At 70.8% G+C, this 14850-nt stretch carries 14 protein-coding genes and 1 tRNA gene; 10 read left to right on the top strand and 5 right to left on the bottom strand.

Annotated features, from left to right (window positions below; translation table 11 throughout):
• Positions 1 to 213: 213 nt before the first annotated feature.
• Entirely contained in the window at positions 214 to 438 is a 225-nt protein-coding gene (locus ACGFW6_RS41345) for a hypothetical protein (RefSeq protein ID WP_393521934.1), read from the bottom strand.
• Here ACGFW6_RS41345 and ACGFW6_RS41350 point away from each other — a divergent pair.
• From ACGFW6_RS41350 to ACGFW6_RS41370, 5 genes are all read left to right on the top strand, one after another.
• Positions 359 to 634: a hypothetical protein gene (locus tag ACGFW6_RS41350; protein ID WP_393521932.1), complete on the top strand. Its 276-nt coding sequence runs from the start codon at positions 359 to 361 to the stop codon at positions 632 to 634. The genes ACGFW6_RS41345 and ACGFW6_RS41350 overlap by 80 nt on opposite strands.
• 377 nt (positions 635 to 1011) lie before the next feature.
• The gene (locus tag ACGFW6_RS41355; RefSeq protein ID WP_393521881.1) at positions 1012 to 2250 is read left to right on the top strand and encodes a helix-turn-helix domain-containing protein; all 1239 of its coding nucleotides are present in this window, start codon (positions 1012 to 1014) and stop codon (positions 2248 to 2250) included.
• A gap of 321 nt (positions 2251 to 2571) precedes the next feature.
• The gene (gene orn, locus ACGFW6_RS41360; RefSeq protein WP_380857780.1) at positions 2572 to 3174 is read left to right on the top strand and encodes an oligoribonuclease; all 603 of its coding nucleotides are present in this window, start codon (positions 2572 to 2574) and stop codon (positions 3172 to 3174) included.
• Between the two features lie 117 nt (positions 3175 to 3291).
• A tRNA-His gene (locus tag ACGFW6_RS41365) sits at positions 3292 to 3364 on the top strand.
• Positions 3365 to 3457: 93 nt separating this feature from the next.
• Positions 3458 to 3976 carry a GNAT family N-acetyltransferase gene (locus ACGFW6_RS41370; RefSeq protein WP_393521883.1) on the top strand — a complete coding sequence of 173 codons (519 nt, stop codon included), beginning with the start codon at positions 3458 to 3460 and terminating at the stop codon, positions 3974 to 3976.
• A 72-nt stretch (positions 3977 to 4048) separates the two neighbouring features.
• Here ACGFW6_RS41370 and ACGFW6_RS41375 read toward each other — a convergent pair whose 3' ends face one another.
• Positions 4049 to 5104: a LacI family DNA-binding transcriptional regulator gene (locus tag ACGFW6_RS41375; protein WP_393521885.1), complete on the bottom strand. Its 1056-nt coding sequence runs from the start codon at positions 5102 to 5104 to the stop codon at positions 4049 to 4051.
• 377 nt (positions 5105 to 5481) lie between these two features.
• On the opposite strand from ACGFW6_RS41375, the gene ACGFW6_RS41380 reads away from it, so the two are divergent.
• From ACGFW6_RS41380 to ACGFW6_RS41395, 4 genes are all read left to right on the top strand, one after another.
• The gene (locus ACGFW6_RS41380) at positions 5482 to 6807 is read left to right on the top strand and encodes an extracellular solute-binding protein (protein ID WP_393521887.1); all 1326 of its coding nucleotides are present in this window, start codon (positions 5482 to 5484) and stop codon (positions 6805 to 6807) included.
• Positions 6804 to 7832, top strand: a complete 1029-nt coding sequence (locus ACGFW6_RS41385) for a carbohydrate ABC transporter permease (RefSeq protein ID WP_393521889.1) — start codon at positions 6804 to 6806, stop codon at positions 7830 to 7832. The genes ACGFW6_RS41380 and ACGFW6_RS41385 overlap by 4 nt, the downstream gene beginning before the upstream one ends.
• On the top strand, positions 7829 to 8731 hold the full coding sequence (locus ACGFW6_RS41390) for a carbohydrate ABC transporter permease (RefSeq protein ID WP_393521891.1): 903 nt from the start codon (positions 7829 to 7831) through the stop codon (positions 8729 to 8731). The genes ACGFW6_RS41385 and ACGFW6_RS41390 overlap by 4 nt, the downstream gene beginning before the upstream one ends.
• A 126-nt stretch (positions 8732 to 8857) precedes the next feature.
• Complete coding sequence (locus ACGFW6_RS41395; protein WP_393521893.1) at positions 8858 to 10288, top strand: GH1 family beta-glucosidase; 1431 nt, start codon at positions 8858 to 8860, stop codon at positions 10286 to 10288.
• 211 nt (positions 10289 to 10499) lie between these two features.
• Here the strand turns inward: ACGFW6_RS41395 and ACGFW6_RS41400 are convergent, their stop codons facing one another.
• From ACGFW6_RS41400 to ACGFW6_RS41410, 3 genes are all read right to left on the bottom strand, one after another.
• Positions 10500 to 11966, bottom strand: a complete 1467-nt coding sequence (locus tag ACGFW6_RS41400; protein WP_393521895.1) for a cellulose binding domain-containing protein — start codon at positions 11964 to 11966, stop codon at positions 10500 to 10502.
• Positions 11967 to 12075: 109 nt separating this feature from the next.
• Positions 12076 to 13494, bottom strand: a complete 1419-nt coding sequence (locus tag ACGFW6_RS41405; protein WP_393521897.1) for a sensor histidine kinase — start codon at positions 13492 to 13494, stop codon at positions 12076 to 12078.
• Positions 13491 to 14195: a response regulator transcription factor gene (locus ACGFW6_RS41410; RefSeq protein ID WP_393521899.1), complete on the bottom strand. Its 705-nt coding sequence runs from the start codon at positions 14193 to 14195 to the stop codon at positions 13491 to 13493. The genes ACGFW6_RS41405 and ACGFW6_RS41410 overlap by 4 nt, the downstream gene beginning before the upstream one ends.
• A gap of 110 nt (positions 14196 to 14305) precedes the next feature.
• On the opposite strand from ACGFW6_RS41410, the gene ACGFW6_RS41415 reads away from it, so the two are divergent.
• Positions 14306 to 14827, top strand: coding sequence for a hypothetical protein (locus tag ACGFW6_RS41415; RefSeq protein ID WP_393521901.1), 522 nt, complete (start codon positions 14306 to 14308; stop codon positions 14825 to 14827).
• Positions 14828 to 14850 lie beyond the last annotated feature (23 nt).

The following is a 14850-nucleotide window of genomic DNA, read 5'->3' on the forward strand; positions in this document are numbered from 1 at the left end:
GGTGGGCCCGCGAGCGGAGCTCGTTGATGGATGCAGCTGTGCGGCGGAGCTGTGTCCGGGAATGGTCTTCCCAACCCCATACCCCAAGGGTACGGCGGCACGCCTCCTTAGCCCAGATACCCGCTCACGGTCGGTGCGGGTTCCAGGGAGCATGCACGAGGGGACGCCCGTAACGCAATGCTTGCTGCGGTGTACAGGCGGTTTGCACAGGATTCACTTGCGCGCGCCGTACGGACCGCCGATCACCAGTGACCGACCGCCCCCGGCCGCGTTGATCACCACGAGCACCGCCCAGGCAGCCCAGGAGCACACATCCATGTCAGGACCTCGCACCCCCGCCGAGGACAGCGCCACCGACGTGGTCCGCTGGGCGGCCTTCAGCTGCGTCCTGGTCCCCGTGGTCCTGCTCTGGTACGGCACCTCGCTCGCCGGCGCCACCGGCACCGCCCTCGGCCTCGCGGCCGTGACGGGCGCGTGCCGCCTGCTGCTGCGCCAGTCGGAACGCGGCGCGACGCGGCTGCGGCAGGAGGAGCTCCACGGCCCCTCGCCCAGGCGTCGCGGACGCCATCACCGGACCGGAACCGGGGCTCATAGAGGCGGACGTCACACTGGGGGAAATACACCGGTCGGCTGACCGGTTTTCACACACCGGCACGCCACTTTTCAGCCAACTTCTGGCGCGCATGCATCCCCTGCCCAGAACACCCCCCAACCCCCGTTCCACCTGCAGAGAAAGGGCCTCAGGGGCCCTGCGCACCCTACGTGGATTGGCCACTGCGACAAGGCGCACTTCCCTGCACGGCCCGTGAGTGCAACGCTTCGTGATCGAATGCTTCACGCCAAGTTGCCAAGTCGACAATGTACCGAGTGCCGAACCGGCCACTGCGGCGCGATGCGACACAGTAGATTCGATCTTGACTGTCTACGGCGGGGGACTCGTGCAGGACCGAGGGGAAACGTGCAGGAGCGACACAACCGAGGAGCCGCGACCACCGAGGGGGGCTTAGCAGGATGAGCCACGACTCCACTGCCGCGCCGGAAGCCGCGGCCCGGAAGCTTTCCGGGCGACGCCGCAAGGAGATCGTCGCGGTGCTGCTGTTCAGCGGCGGCCCCATCTTCGAGAGTTCCATACCGCTGTCGGTGTTCGGTATAGACCGCCAGGACGCCGGCGTGCCGCGCTACCGACTTCTGGTGTGCGGCGGCGAGGAAGGCCCACTGCGGACCACAGGGGGCCTGGAACTCACCGCGCCACATGGCCTGGAGGCGATCTCACGGGCGGGCACGGTCGTCGTGCCGGCCTGGCGTTCGATCACCTCGCCGCCACCGGAGGATGCGCTCGACGCTCTGCGCCGGGCGCACGAGGAAGGCGCCCGCATCGTCGGGCTGTGCACCGGCGCCTTCGTCCTCGCGGCGGCGGGCCTGCTGGACGGCCGCCCCGCGACGACGCACTGGATGTACGCACCGACGCTGGCCAAGCGCTATCCGTCGGTCCACGTGGATCCACGGGAACTCTTCGTCGACGACGGCGACGTACTGACGTCGGCCGGCACCGCGGCCGGAATCGATCTCTGTCTCCACATCGTGCGGACGGACCACGGCAACGAGGCGGCCGGAGCACTCGCCCGCCGACTGGTGGTCCCGCCGCGCCGATCCGGCGGTCAGGAGCGCTACCTCGATCGATCTTTACCGGAGGAGATCGGCGCCGACCCGCTCGCGGAGGTCGTCGCCTGGGCGCTGGAACACCTGCACGAGCAGTTCGACGTGGAGACGCTGGCGGCACGCGCGTACATGAGCCGCCGGACGTTCGACCGCCGGTTCCGCTCGCTGACGGGCAGTGCTCCCCTGCAGTGGCTGATCACCCAGCGGGTCCTGCAGGCGCAGCGGCTGCTGGAGACGTCCGACTACTCGGTGGACGAGGTCGCGGGCCGCTGCGGCTTCCGCTCGCCGGTGGCGTTGCGCGGGCACTTCCGCCGACAGCTCGGCTCGTCGCCGGCCGCGTACCGGGCGGCCTACCGTGCCCGGCGTCCGCAGGCCGACAGGGCGACGGACCCGGAGTCCGCGGTCGGTCCGAACGTGCCGCAGGGCCCGCCGCCCTCGGTGTACCCGGACGCCGGCCCGGTCCCGCTGCAGACCCGTCGTACCCCCGCGCCCGTGGGGACGTCCGCGCCCCTGTCGGTGGCGTCGGACCACGGCCGCGAGGCGTACGCCGCCAGCCGGGCGAGCCTGCCGGGGCAGCGCAGCGGATCGTGACCTCGTGACCTTGTAGTGCCGGACGGGCCGAGTTTCTCTCTCGGCCCGTCCGGCATGCGAGGACGAGGCCGTCCGGGCCGAGCGGCGGTCTCGGAACGGGCCCCGAGTCTCTGTCTTTCAGCCCGTCCGGCGATTGAGGACGAGGCCGTCCCGGCCGAAGCGGGGGTCTCGGGACGGGCACCGGGTTTTGGTTTCCAGCCCGTCCGGCGATTGAGGACGAGGCCGTCCCGGCCGAAGCGGGGGTCTCGGGGCGGCAGCCACCAGTGACGTCGGCACCGACGCGGGGCACCCAAGAACGGGCGTCAGCCGTAGGGTGGGCGCATGAACGATCGCATGGTGTGGATCGACTGCGAGATGACCGGCCTCTCGCTGTCCGACGACGCGCTCATCGAGGTTGCCGCCCTCGTCACCGACTCCGAGCTGAACGTCCTCGGCGAGGGCGTGGACATCGTCATCCGCCCGCCGGACGCGGCGCTGGAGACGATGCCGGAGGTGGTGCGTCAGATGCACACCGCGTCCGGGCTGCTCGCCGAACTCGCCGGCGGCACGACCCTGAAGGACGCCGAGGACCAGGTCCTCACCTACGTCCGCGAACACGTCAAGGAGCCCGGCAAGGCGCCGCTGTGCGGGAACTCCGTCGGCACCGACCGCGGCTTCCTGCTGCGTGACATGCCGACCCTGGAGGACTACCTCCACTACCGGATCGTGGACGTCAGCTCCATCAAGGAGCTGGCCCGGCGCTGGTACCCGCGGGCCTACTTCAACAGCCCGGAGAAGAACGGCAACCACCGCGCCCTCGCCGACATCCGCGAGTCCATCGCCGAACTCCGCTACTACCGCGAGGCCGTCTTCGTGCCCCAGCCCGGCCCTGATTCGGACACCGCGAAGTCGATCGCCGCGAAGCACGTTCTGCCTGCTCAGTAGGTGCGTGAGAGGGGTGCGCGAGGGCGCCGCGAAAAGGCGTGCGCCAGCACCCCTTCGGACCCTGTACACTTTTTCTCGGCCGGTCGGGGACTCCACGGAAGTCAACAGCCGGTCATGGTGGGTGTAGCTCAGCTGGTAGAGCACCTGGTTGTGGTCCAGGATGCCGCGGGTTCGAGTCCCGTCACTCACCCTTGATGATCAGCCGGTGGTTTCAGCGATGAAGCCACCGGCTGATTCGCTTTTCCGGCAGCCCACGGCGGCACGCCGCCCTAGGCTGCCGACGATGCCCGAGCCCCACGCCTTCGCCGAACCCCTCCGCTCCGACCGCCTCGACCTGCTCCCCCTGCGCGTCGAGCACGCCGAGGAGATGGCCGCCGTCCTGTCGGACCCGGCGCTGCACCACTTCATCGGCGGCGCACCGCTCTCCCCCGACGCCCTGCGGGCCCGCTACGGACGTCTCGTCGCCGGCTCCCCCGACGCGACCGTGTCCTGGTGCAACTGGGTGCTGCGGCTGCGCGCCGGGTCCTGCCTCGTGGGCACGGTCCAGGCGACGATCAGCGCGGACGGCACCGCCGAGATCGCCTGGGTGATCGGCACGCCGTGGCAGCGGCACGGCCTCGCCTCCGAAGCGGCCCGCGCCCTGGTCGCATGGCTGGAGCGGGGCCCCGTCCACACGGTCGTCGCCCATGTCCACCCCGACCACCACGCCTCGGCGGCGGTCGCCGAGTCAGCCGGGCTGACCCCGACCGACGAGCGGCAGGACGGTGAGACCCGCTGGCACCGCCGACTGCCACGCCCGTGACACCGGCTCGCGTACGCCCGCCCGCCGACGGATCGGGCGCGGACGGCTGTCGCGGTTCGACCGGGTCGGAGGTCAGGACGACGCCCGCGTCACCAACTCCGTGGCCAGCACCGCCTGGGTCCGTTCCAGGCCCCTCGACGCCGCCGGACGGCGGTCCGCGATCTCGCTGAGGAGGAGGTCGATCATGCGGCGGCCCATCTCCTCGATGGGCTGGCGGACGCTGGTGAGGGGCGGATCCATGTGGCGGGCTATGGCGGAGTCGTCGTAGCCGACGAGGGCGACGTCGTCGGGGATGCGGCGGCCCGCCTCGCGCAGGGCCTGGCGGGCGCCGGCCGCGGTGACGTCCGAGCCCGCGAAGACCGCGTCGAGATCGGGGCGGCGCTCCAGCAGGGCCCGCATCGCGCGGGCGCCGCCCTCCTCCGTGAAGTCGCCGGGCTCGATCAGGCCCTGGTCCGCCGGGCGGCCCGCGTCACGCAGGGCGTCGCGGTAGCCGTCGACGCGACGCTGGGCGCCGTAGACGTCGAGGCGTCCGGTGATGTGGGCGATGCGGCCGCGGCCCCGGCCCATCAGGTGCTCGACGGCCGAGCGGGCGCCGCCGTAGTTGTCCGAGTCCACCGAAGTCAGCGTCTCCGCGGCCGATCTGGGGCCGCTGATGACCGCCGGGATCTCCAGCTGGGCCAGCAGGTCGGGCAGCGGGTCGTCCGCGTGGACCGAGACCAGCAGGACGCCGTCCACGCGGTGGGCGGCCAGGTACTGGGCCAGCCGGCGCCGTTCCTTGTCGCTGCCCGCGAAGATCAGCAGCAACTGCATCTCGGTGTCCGCGAGCTCGGCGCCCACGCCCTTGAGCATGTCCGAGAAGTATGGTTCCGCGAAGAACCGTGTCTCCGGCTCGGGCACGACCAGTGCGATGGCGTCCGTGCGGTTCGCCGCGAGGGCACGGGCGGCGGTGTTGGGGACGTAGCCGAGTTCGGCGACCGCCGCCTCGACCGCCGCGCGGGTCGCGTCGCTGACCCGGGGCGAGCCGTTGATCACCCGGGAGACGGTGCCGCGCCCGACGCCCGCGCGGGCCGCCACCTCTTCGAGGGTGGGCCGACCGCCGCTCCGGCCCCGCGCTCCGTGGGTTGCCATGGGCTCCGCCTCCCGTTGACCATTCCGTTGGCCTGGAATTTAACAGTCCCGCCGTTGCCGTGACCGGCTGCGGGGACGGTGGATCAAGACCCTGCTTCGGCCAAATACTTGCGATCTTGGCCGAGTTCGTACCCGCGCCACCAGCCCCGCCGAGTTAGTTAACGGGCCGATAACTGAACACATAACTCCGCGTCCGCTCCCTTGACACCCCCGCCCGGACCGACGAACCTTCAACACATCACTTGTGGGAGCGCTCCCACAGTACCTGACACATACACATCCCGCACGTTCCCCGCCCGAGCCGCAGCGAGTACAACGAACGGGCCCAACCATGCAGTTGGCCGGGGGGTCGGCACGTCAGGCAACAGGAGGACGCAATGCGCACGAGTACCCGCGGGTCCCGCCGGCTGATGGCTCTGGCAGCCGCAGCCGCGCTGACGACAGGGCTGCTCGCCGGCTGCGCCGAGGACTCGGACGACGGCTCTTCGAACGAGGGCGGTGGCAACGGCGGCGGTGGCAAGACCACGCTCACCATCGGCACCTTCGGTGTCTTCGGCTACAAGCAGGCCGGCCTCTACGACGAGTACATGAAGCTCCACCCCGACATCAACATCAAGGAGAACGTCACCACTCGTACCGACGTCTACTGGCCCAAGACCCTCACCCGCCTCCAGGCCGGTTCCGGCACCGACGACATCCAGGCGATCGAGGTCGGCAACATCACCGAGGCCGTGCAGACGCAGGCCGACAAGTTCGTCGACCTCGGCAAGGACGTCGACAAGTCGCAGTGGCTGGACTGGAAGAACGCCCAGGCCACCACGCAGGACGGCAAGCTGATCGGGCTCGGCACCGACGTCGGCCCGATGGCGATCTGCTACCGCAAGGACCTCTTCCAGAAGGCCGGTCTGGAGACCGACCGCACCAAGCTCGCCGAGCAGTGGAAGGGCGACTGGAGCAAGTACGTCGACGTCGGCAAGGAGTACATGAAGAAGGCGCCCAAGGGCACCAAGTTCGTGGACTCGGCGTCCTCCGTCTACAACGCGGCCCTCGGCGGCGCGAGCGAGCGCTACTACGACAAGGAGGGCAACGTCGTCTGGGACAAGTCCCAGGGCGTGAAGGACTCCTGGGACGCTGCCATGGAGGTGGCCACCAGCGACATGTCCGCGAAGCTGAAGCAGTTCGACAAGCCGTGGGACCAGGGCTACGCCAACGGCACCTTCGCCACCGTGGCCTGCCCGGCCTGGATGATCGGTTACATCCAGGAGAAGTCCGGTGAGGCCGGCAAGGGCAAGTGGGACGTGGCGGCGGCGCCGACCGCGGCCAACTGGGGCGGTTCGTTCGTCGGCGTGCCGACGGCGAGCAAGCACCAGAAGGAGGCCGTCGAGCTGGCGAAGTGGCTGACCGCTCCCGAGCAGCAGGCGAAGGTCTTCGCCAAGCAGGCCAGCTTCCCGTCGACCCCGTCGGCGTACTCGACCCTGAAGCCGGCGACCGACACCACGGCGTACTTCGCCGACGCGCCGATCACGGAGATCTTCGCCGAGTCGGCGAAGACCATCCCGGTCCAGTACTTCGGTGTCAAGGACCAGCCGATCAACACCGCGCTGACCGACATCGGCATCCTGCAGGTCGAGCAGAAGGGCAAGAGCCCCGAAGAGGGCTGGGACGCCGCGACCAACGAGATCAAGGACGTGCTCGGCCAGTGAGCAGTTCCAAGCAGGCCCTCGCGCATCCCGCGTCGAGTGCCGACGCCGCGCCCGGTGACCAGCCGGGCGCGGCCGGCCGCGCGCACGGTCGCGGTACCCCGCCGCCGGGGAGCAGTTCCTGGCGGAGCCGGCTGTACCGCTGGGACATGAAGGCGTCGCCGTACGCGTTCATCTCCCCCTTCTTCATCGTCTTCGGCGCGTTCTCGCTCATCCCGCTGCTGTACACGGCGTGGTACTCGCTGCACAACGTGCAGCTGGCCAACCTCGACGGCCAGACCTGGGCCGGACTGAAGAACTACGAGAACCTGTTGTCCTCGGACTTCTTCTGGAACGCGCTGTGGAACACCTTCACCATCGGTGTGATCTCCACGGTGCCTCAGCTGCTGATGGCGATCGGCCTGGCGCATCTGCTCAACTACAAGCTGCGCGGCTCGACCGTGTGGCGGGTCGTGATGCTCACTCCGTACGCCACCTCGGTGGCGGCGGCGACGCTGGTGTTCGTGCTGCTGTACTCGTGGGACGGCGGCATGATCAACTGGCTGCTGGACTTCGTCGGCATCGACCCGGTCAACTGGCGCGAGTCCGACTGGGGTTCGCAGTTCGCGGTGTCCTCCATCGTGATCTGGCGCTGGACCGGCTACAACGCGCTGATCTACCTGGCGGCGATGCAGGCGATCCCGGTCGACCTCTACGAGTCCGCGGCCATCGACGGCGCCAACCGCTGGCAGCAGTTCCTCCATGTGACGATCCCGCAGCTGCGGCCGACGATCCTGTTCACGGTGGTCGTCTCCACGATCGGCGCGACCCAGCTCTTCGGTGAGCCCCTGCTGTTCGGCGGGGTCTCCGGTTCCAAGGGCGGCTCCGAGCACCAGTACCAGACGCTCGGTCTGTACATGTACGACCAGGGCTGGATCATCGGCAACCTCGGCAAGGCGTCCGCGATCGCCTGGTCGATGTTCCTGATCCTGCTGATCGTCGCCGTGATCCAGCTGCTGATCTCCCGACGGCTGAGGAAGTCCCAATGACCGCCACCGAACTGACCGCTCCTCAGTCCACGGAGCCCGTGAAGTCCCGGCGCGAGCGACCCCGGGTGATGGGCGCGGGCAAGCAGCTGCACGCCGGTCCGCTCACCTACGTCGTGCTGTCGCTCTTCGCGCTGGTGTCACTCGCCCCGCTGGTGTGGACAGCGATCGCGGCCTCGCGCACCAACCAGCGCCTCGCGGAGACCCCGCCGCCTCTGTGGTTCGGCGGGAACCTGTTCAAGAACATGGAACGGGCGTGGGAGGAGGGCGGGCTCGGCACGGCGATGTTCAACACCATCTTCGTGGCCGGCATGATCACCATCAGCACGGTGCTGTTCTCCACGCTCGCCGGCTTCGCCTTCGCCAAGCTCCGCTTCAAGTTCTCCGGCGTCCTGCTGCTGCTGACGATCGGCACCATGATGATCCCGCCGCAGCTGGCGGTCGTACCGCTGTATCTGTGGATGGCGGACCTCGGCTGGTCCAACCAGCTCCAGACGGTCATCCTGCCGACGCTCTGCACGGCCTTCGGTACGTTCTTCATGCGGCAGTACCTGGTGCAGGCGCTGCCGACCGAGCTGATCGAGGCGGCGCGGGTGGACGGCGCGAGCAGTCTGCGGGTCGTCTGGCACGTGGTGTTCCCGGCCGCGCGGCCGGCGATGGCCGTGCTCGGCCTGCTGACCTTCGTGTTCGCCTGGAACGACTTCCTGTGGCCGATCATCGCCCTGAACCAGGAGAACCCGACCGTGCAGGTCGCCCTCAACTCCCTGGGCACCGGCTACGTCCCCGACCAGGCGGTGATCATGGCGGGCGCGCTGCTCGGCACGCTGCCGCTGCTGATCGCGTTCCTGCTGTTCGGCAAGCAGATCGTGGGCGGCATCATGCAGGGCGCGGTCAAGGGCTGACGCCCGCCCGCGGCTGCGTCCGTCCCACGGCCCCGGGGGCCGCGCCACCGCCGCCCCGGCCCCCGGCCCACCCCTCCCCCCTACTAGCACTCGTCGGTCTCCACGACCTCCTATGGGAGCGCTTCCATGCCTGAGCCCATGACCCCCGTGTCCTTTCCCCCCGCCTTCCTCTGGGGTGCCGCGACTTCCGCGTACCAGATCGAGGGGGCGGTCCGGGAGGACGGCCGCACACCGTCGATCTGGGACACCTTCAGCCACACCCCGGGCAAGACGGCCGGCGGCGAGCACGGTGACATCGCTGTCGACCACTACCACCGCTACCGCGACGACGTGGCGCTGATGGCCGACCTCGGCCTGGGCGCGTACCGCTTCTCGATCTCCTGGTCACGGGTGCAGCCCACGGGACGCGGACCCGCGGTCCAGCGGGGCCTGGACTTCTACCGCCGTCTGGTGGACGAGCTGCTGGCGAAGGGCATCAAGCCCGCCGTCACCCTCTACCACTGGGACCTGCCGCAGGAGCTGGAGGACGCGGGCGGCTGGCCGGAGCGCGACACGGCCTACCGTTTCGCCGAGTACGCGCAGATCGTCGGCGAGGCGCTCGGCGACCGCGTGGAGCAGTGGATCACGCTCAACGAGCCCTGGTGCAGCGCCTTCCTGGGCTACGGCTCCGGCGTCCACGCGCCGGGCCGCACCGAGCCGGTCGCCACGCTGCGCGCCTCCCACCACCTCAACCTCGCGCACGGCCTCGGCGCCACGGCCCTGCGCTCGGTGATGCCCGCCCGCAACACGGTGGCCCTCAGCCTCAACTCCTCCACCGTGCGGCCGGTTTCGCAGGACCCCGCGGACCTGGCGGCGGCCCGGAAGATCGACGACCTGGCCAACGGGATCTACCACGGCCCGATCCTGCACGGCGCCTACCCGGCGACCCTGTTGACGGCGACGGAGCAGCTGACGGACTGGTCGTACGTCCTGGACGGCGACCTGGCGGCGATCAACCAGCCGCTCGACGCGCTGGGCCTGAACTACTACACGCCCGCGCTGGTCTCGGCGACCGACGCCGAGCAGGCCGGTCCGCGTGCCGACGGCCACGGGGCGAGCGAGCACTCGCCGTGGCCGGCCGCGGACGACGTGCTGTTCCACCAGACCCCGGGTGAGCGCACGGCCATGGGCTGGTCCATCGACCCGACCGGCCTGCACGAGCTGATCATGCGGTACACGCGGGAGGCGCCGGGCCTGCCGCTGTACATCACCGAGAACGGCGCGGCCTACGACGACAAGCCCGACTCCGAGGGCCGGGTCCACGACCCGGAGCGCATCGCCTATCTGCACGGCCACCTCGCGGCGGTCCGCCGCGCGATCGCCGACGGCGCGGACGTCCGCGGCTACTACCTGTGGTCCCTGCTGGACAACTTCGAGTGGGCGTACGGGTACGAGAAGCGGTTCGGCGCGGTGTACGTCGACTACGCGACCCTCACGAGGACGCCGAAGTCGAGCGCCCACTGGTACGCGAAGGCGGCCCGGACCGGCACGCTGCCCGAGGTGGACGAGGTCTTCTAGCCGACGGGGGTCCGGGGGACGGGGCGCGGCACGGGGAGGAAACGTGCCGCGCCCCGCGGTCGTTCCTGGGCGAGCCGCGTCCCGAAGTCGTTCCTGGCCGAGCCGCATTCCGAGGTCGTTCCTGGGCGTGGGTGCACAGAAATGCGCGCCCCGGCCGGATGGGGGGAAGACCGGCCGGGGCGCGCCCCCGTGGTCGGTGAGGCCTACCGGGTCAGTTGTAGGCCGCGAACGCCTTCGAGAAGGCGAACTTGTCCTGGAGGATCGAGCTGCACGTCGCGTCGGCCGCCGGCTTCTCGCCGCCCGCGCACTGCTTGTCGCGGGTCGCCGACCACATCGAGAGCCAGCCGAGGCCCTTGGACTTGGCGAAGTTCACCAGCTGGGTGGCGTCGTCGACCTTGAAGATCTCGGTGGTGACGTCGTTGACGCCGATCATCGGGGTGACCGCGACCGTCTTCCAGGCGTCGCTGTCGGAGCGGCCGAGGACGCTCTTGACCTGGGCCTGGGTGGCGGTGGCGGCCTGTTCGGCGTAGGTGCCCATGTCGCCGCTGTAGGCGGGGCCGTAGTCCATCGCCATGATGTTGACGGTGTCGATCGCGACGCCGTTCTGCTTGGCGTTGGCGAGGAGGTCCACGCCCGGCTGGGTCAGGCCCTCCGGCATGACGGGCAGGGTGTAGGAGACGTCCAGGTCCGGGTGCTGCTTCTGGAGCTCGGCTATCGCCTGGGCACGGCGGGTGTTGGCCGCCGCGTCGGGCAGCGCGCCGCCCTCGACGTCGAAGTCGACCTTGGTCAGCTTGTAGGTGTCCACGACCTTGCCGTAGGCCGCGGCCAGTGCGTCCGCCGAGGAGCAGGTGGTCGCCAGCTCGCTGCCGGCCGCGCCGCCGAACGAGACGCGGACGTCGCCGCCCTTGGCGCGCAGGTCGCCGATCTGCGCGGCCACCGCGTCACCGCCGAGGTCCGTGACACCGCCCCACTTCGGGGTGCAGCCGCCGCCGTCGGTGATGAAGGCGAGGTTGTAGTTCTTCACGCCGGTCGCCTCGGCGCTCGCCGCCATGTCGAAGGCCGGGTAGAGGGAGGTGTCGATGTAGGGGGCGAAGCCGGCGGCGGCCTTCGTGCCGGTGCCGGTGCTCTGGGTGGGCTTGGCGGTGGGGGTCGCCGTGGGGCTGGGCGTCCTGGTGGGCTCGGTGGACGCGGTCGGCGTCGGTGCGGGCGACTGCGGCTGCGTCGGGCGGCCGCTCGGCTCGGGGGTCGCGGTGTCGTCCGTGGAGCACGTGGCGTCGTCGATCAGACAACCGGTCGGGGAGGCTGTGCCGTTGACCACGAAGCCGACCGTGACGGACTCGCCGGCGGCCAGGCCGTCGGTGTCCCACTTCGGTGGCGTCACGGTGACGTGCCGCCCGCTGACGCTCGACTCGGCGTTCCACAGGGAGCTCAGCTTCGCGCCCGAGGGCAGGTCGAACTCCAGGGTCCAGTCCTTCTTCGTCCCGGCGCTGTTGTTGGTGACGACGTACTGCGCGGTGTAGCCGGTCGACCAGTCGCTGGTCCTGGTGTACGCCGCTCCGATGCCGGCCGCCTGGGCGGTGCCGGTGAACACGAGCGCGCCGCCGCCGACCGCGGCCGCCGCGACCAGGCCGCCGATCGCCTTGCTCCTGCCGCTGAACCTGCGCCGGTGCGTGCTCATCGCGTGTCTGCCTCTGCTGTTTCGGGGGTGGGGGTGCGGCAGCACGCTAGCGACCCCGAAACGGGCAAAGTGCCTGATCCGGACGGGGGTTGAGGAGCTTATGGCGCCCTTAAGGAAGGGATCGGGGACGGTTAAAGGTCGAGACCAATCTGCCCGGCCTGCGGCGGCGGACGGACCCGCGATGCCCGCGTCGCACCGGCTCCCTGCCGTCCAGCTGGATCCAGATCCGCACCTCGGTCCCGCCGAGCACCGACGACCCGATCCGCACGTCCCCGCCCGTCGACTCCGCGAGCCGGCGCACGATGTCCAGGCCCAGCCCGGTGGAACCGGCGCTGCCCGAGCCCCGCCCGCGCGCCATCGCCGCCTCGGGGTCGGATATGCCGGGCCCCGCGTCCGAGACGAGCACGATCACCGCGTCCTCGCCGTTGTGCACGTCGACCGCGAACGCCGTGCCCTCGGCGGTGTGCCGGAAGACATTGCCGAGCAGGGCGTCCAGCGCGGCCGCCAGATCCGCCCGGGCCACCGGTATCCGCACCGGCCGGTCCACGCCGGCCACCCGCACCTTGCGGCCCTCGTCCTCCGCCAGCGCCGACCAGAACGCCATCCGCTCGCGCACCACCTCGGCCGCGTCGCACCCGGCGCCCGGGCCGGCGGCCACCGTCTGCGGTTTGGCCTCCCGGGCGGTACGGATGATGGTGTCGACCTCACGCTCCAGCTGGGCGACGGCCGTCCGGGTCTGCTCCGCTGCCGGACCGTCCCCGAGGGAGGCCGCGTTCAGCCGCAGCACGGTCAGCGGGGTGCGCAGCCGGTGGGACAGGTCGGCCGCCAGCTCCCGTTCGTTCGCGAGGAGTTGCACGACCTGGTCGGCCATGGAGTTGAACGCCACCGCCGCCAGCCGCAGTTCGGTCGGGCCCTCCTCGGGCACCCGGGCGCCCAGCTTGCCCTCCCCCAGTTCGTGCGCCCCCTCGACCAGACGCTGCGCGGGCCGCACCATCCGCACCCCCAGCCGGTCGGCGACGGCGACCGAGCCGACGATCAGCGCGAGGCCGACCCCGGCGAGCACCGTCCAGGCCGTGGTGAGCCCGTTGGTGACCTCCGCGTCGGGGACGAACACCTCGACGACGGCTATCTCACCGGAACTCAGCGCGACCGGCTGGAGCAGCGTGGACCCGCCGGGGACCTCGGAGGTCGAGGCGCGGCCCAGCCGCCGTACGGTCGCGATGTCGTCGTCGGCGGCACGCTGCCGGCCGAGGTCGACGGCGGCCGTCTCGCCGGAGGCCCTGTCGGCGGACGCCGGTATGTGCACGGCCATGCCCGCGTCCGACCCGGCCGAGGCGACGACTCGCTCCAACTGGTCCCGATCGGTGGTGATGGACAGCGCCGGGGCGACGGCGGCGGCCTCCCGCTCGGCGTTGGAGAAGGCACGGTCGCGGGCCATCTCCCGGATGACGAGTCCGAGCGGCACCGCGAAGGCGACCACGACCATGGTGGTGACCGCCAGGCAGACCTTGACCAGGGCCCATCTCATCGCGGCAGCTCCCCACCGGGCGGTTCCAGCTTCACGCCCACGCCGCGCAGGGTGTGCAGATAGCGCGGTCGCGCCGCGGTCTCCCCGAGCTTGCGCCGGAGCCAGGACAGATGGACGTCGATCGTCTGGTCGTCGCCGTACGACTGCTGCCACACCTCGGCGAGCAGTTCCTTGCGGGGCACGACCACTCCGGGCCGGGTGGCCAGGAACGTGAGCAGGTCGAACTCCCGCCGGGTGAGGTCGAGTCGGACGCCGTCCAGCTCGGCCTGACGGCGCAGCGGGTCGACGGTGAGGCCGCCGACGCGCAGCACGGCCTCCGACGGCACGTCACCGGCGGCGGCCCGGGAGCGCCGCAGGACGGCCGCCATCCGGGCCGAGAGGTGCTCGACGGAGAAGGGCTTGGTGAGGTAGTCGTCCGCGCCGGCGTTGAGCAGCCGGACGATCTCCGTCTCGTCGTCCCGCGCGGTGGCGATGATCACAGGCACGTCGGTGATCCCGCGCAGCATCTTCAGGGCCTCGGAGCCGTCCAGATCGGGCAGACCGAGGTCCAGGATGACCACGTCGAAACGGAGATGGGCGACCTCGCGCAGCGCCTCCAGCGCCGTCCCGACACTGCGGACGGTGTGCGCCGCGTCGGTCAGGTGCCGGATGAGCGCCGAGCGAACGAACGGGTCGTCCTCGACCACGAGCACACTTGCCATGCGCCGCACCGTACGCCATGCCGCCGAGCCCGGTCCGGGCCTGTGGACAACTCACTGGCTGTGGACAACCGGGCGACACTTCTGGGACGCGTGAGGCAGTATGGCCCGCGATGCGCAGAGGACTCGTACACGTACTTGCTTGGTCGCTCGCCACGGGCGCGGCGGTCACGCTGTCGTGGTGGGGTGTCCACACGGTGATGGCGGGCACGGTCTACGACCGCCCGCGCGCCCTGCCCATCACGGCGGCCGACGTGACGACGCAGAAGTCGAAGCCGCTGGCGTCCTCGACGCAGTCCCCGAAGCCGCCGGCCCCGTCGAAGAGCCCGTCGCCGAAGCCGACCGGGAAGCCCCGCACCCCGACCCCGTCGAAGCCGACGACCAGCGCCCCGGACCCCTCCCCCACCTCGTCCGGGCAGGTCAAGAGCTACGACACCGACGGCGGCCGGGTGGTCTTCGACATCGGCGACGCCTCCGCGACCCTGGTCTCGGCCACCCCGGGCTCGGGCTGGTCGATGCAGGTGTGGAAGACGGAGACATGGATCCGGGTGGAGTTCGGCGCGGGCGCGGACCGGGTGTCGGTGTTCTGCACGTGGCACGACGGGCCGCCGCGGGTGGAGATCGGGAACTACTGATCGCCGCACCGGGGGCGGGCCCG

The sequence above is a fragment of the Streptomyces sp. Y7 genome, from assembly GCF_043195415.1.
Classification (GTDB): Bacteria; Actinomycetota; Actinomycetes; order Streptomycetales; family Streptomycetaceae; genus Streptomyces.

What these genes read in the sequence shown, in the direction of transcription:
- ACGFW6_RS41355 (WP_393521881.1), top strand. Translation starts at nt 1,012, where the DNA reads ATGAGCCACGACTCCACTGCCGCGCCGGAAGCCGCGGCCCGGAAGCTT.
- orn (WP_380857780.1), top strand. Translation starts at nt 2,572, where the DNA reads ATGAACGATCGCATGGTGTGGATCGACTGCGAGATGACCGGCCTCTCG.
- ACGFW6_RS41370 (WP_393521883.1), top strand. Translation starts at nt 3,458, where the DNA reads ATGCCCGAGCCCCACGCCTTCGCCGAACCCCTCCGCTCCGACCGCCTC.
- ACGFW6_RS41375 (WP_393521885.1), bottom strand. Translation starts at nt 5,104, where the DNA reads ATGGCAACCCACGGAGCGCGGGGCCGGAGCGGCGGTCGGCCCACCCTC.
- ACGFW6_RS41380 (WP_393521887.1), top strand. Translation starts at nt 5,482, where the DNA reads ATGCGCACGAGTACCCGCGGGTCCCGCCGGCTGATGGCTCTGGCAGCC.
- ACGFW6_RS41390 (WP_393521891.1), top strand. Translation starts at nt 7,829, where the DNA reads ATGACCGCCACCGAACTGACCGCTCCTCAGTCCACGGAGCCCGTGAAG.
- ACGFW6_RS41395 (WP_393521893.1), top strand. Translation starts at nt 8,858, where the DNA reads ATGCCTGAGCCCATGACCCCCGTGTCCTTTCCCCCCGCCTTCCTCTGG.
- ACGFW6_RS41400 (WP_393521895.1), bottom strand. Translation starts at nt 11,966, where the DNA reads ATGAGCACGCACCGGCGCAGGTTCAGCGGCAGGAGCAAGGCGATCGGC.
- ACGFW6_RS41405 (WP_393521897.1), bottom strand. Translation starts at nt 13,494, where the DNA reads ATGAGATGGGCCCTGGTCAAGGTCTGCCTGGCGGTCACCACCATGGTC.
- ACGFW6_RS41410 (WP_393521899.1), bottom strand. Translation starts at nt 14,195, where the DNA reads ATGGCAAGTGTGCTCGTGGTCGAGGACGACCCGTTCGTTCGCTCGGCG.
- ACGFW6_RS41415 (WP_393521901.1), top strand. Translation starts at nt 14,306, where the DNA reads ATGCGCAGAGGACTCGTACACGTACTTGCTTGGTCGCTCGCCACGGGC.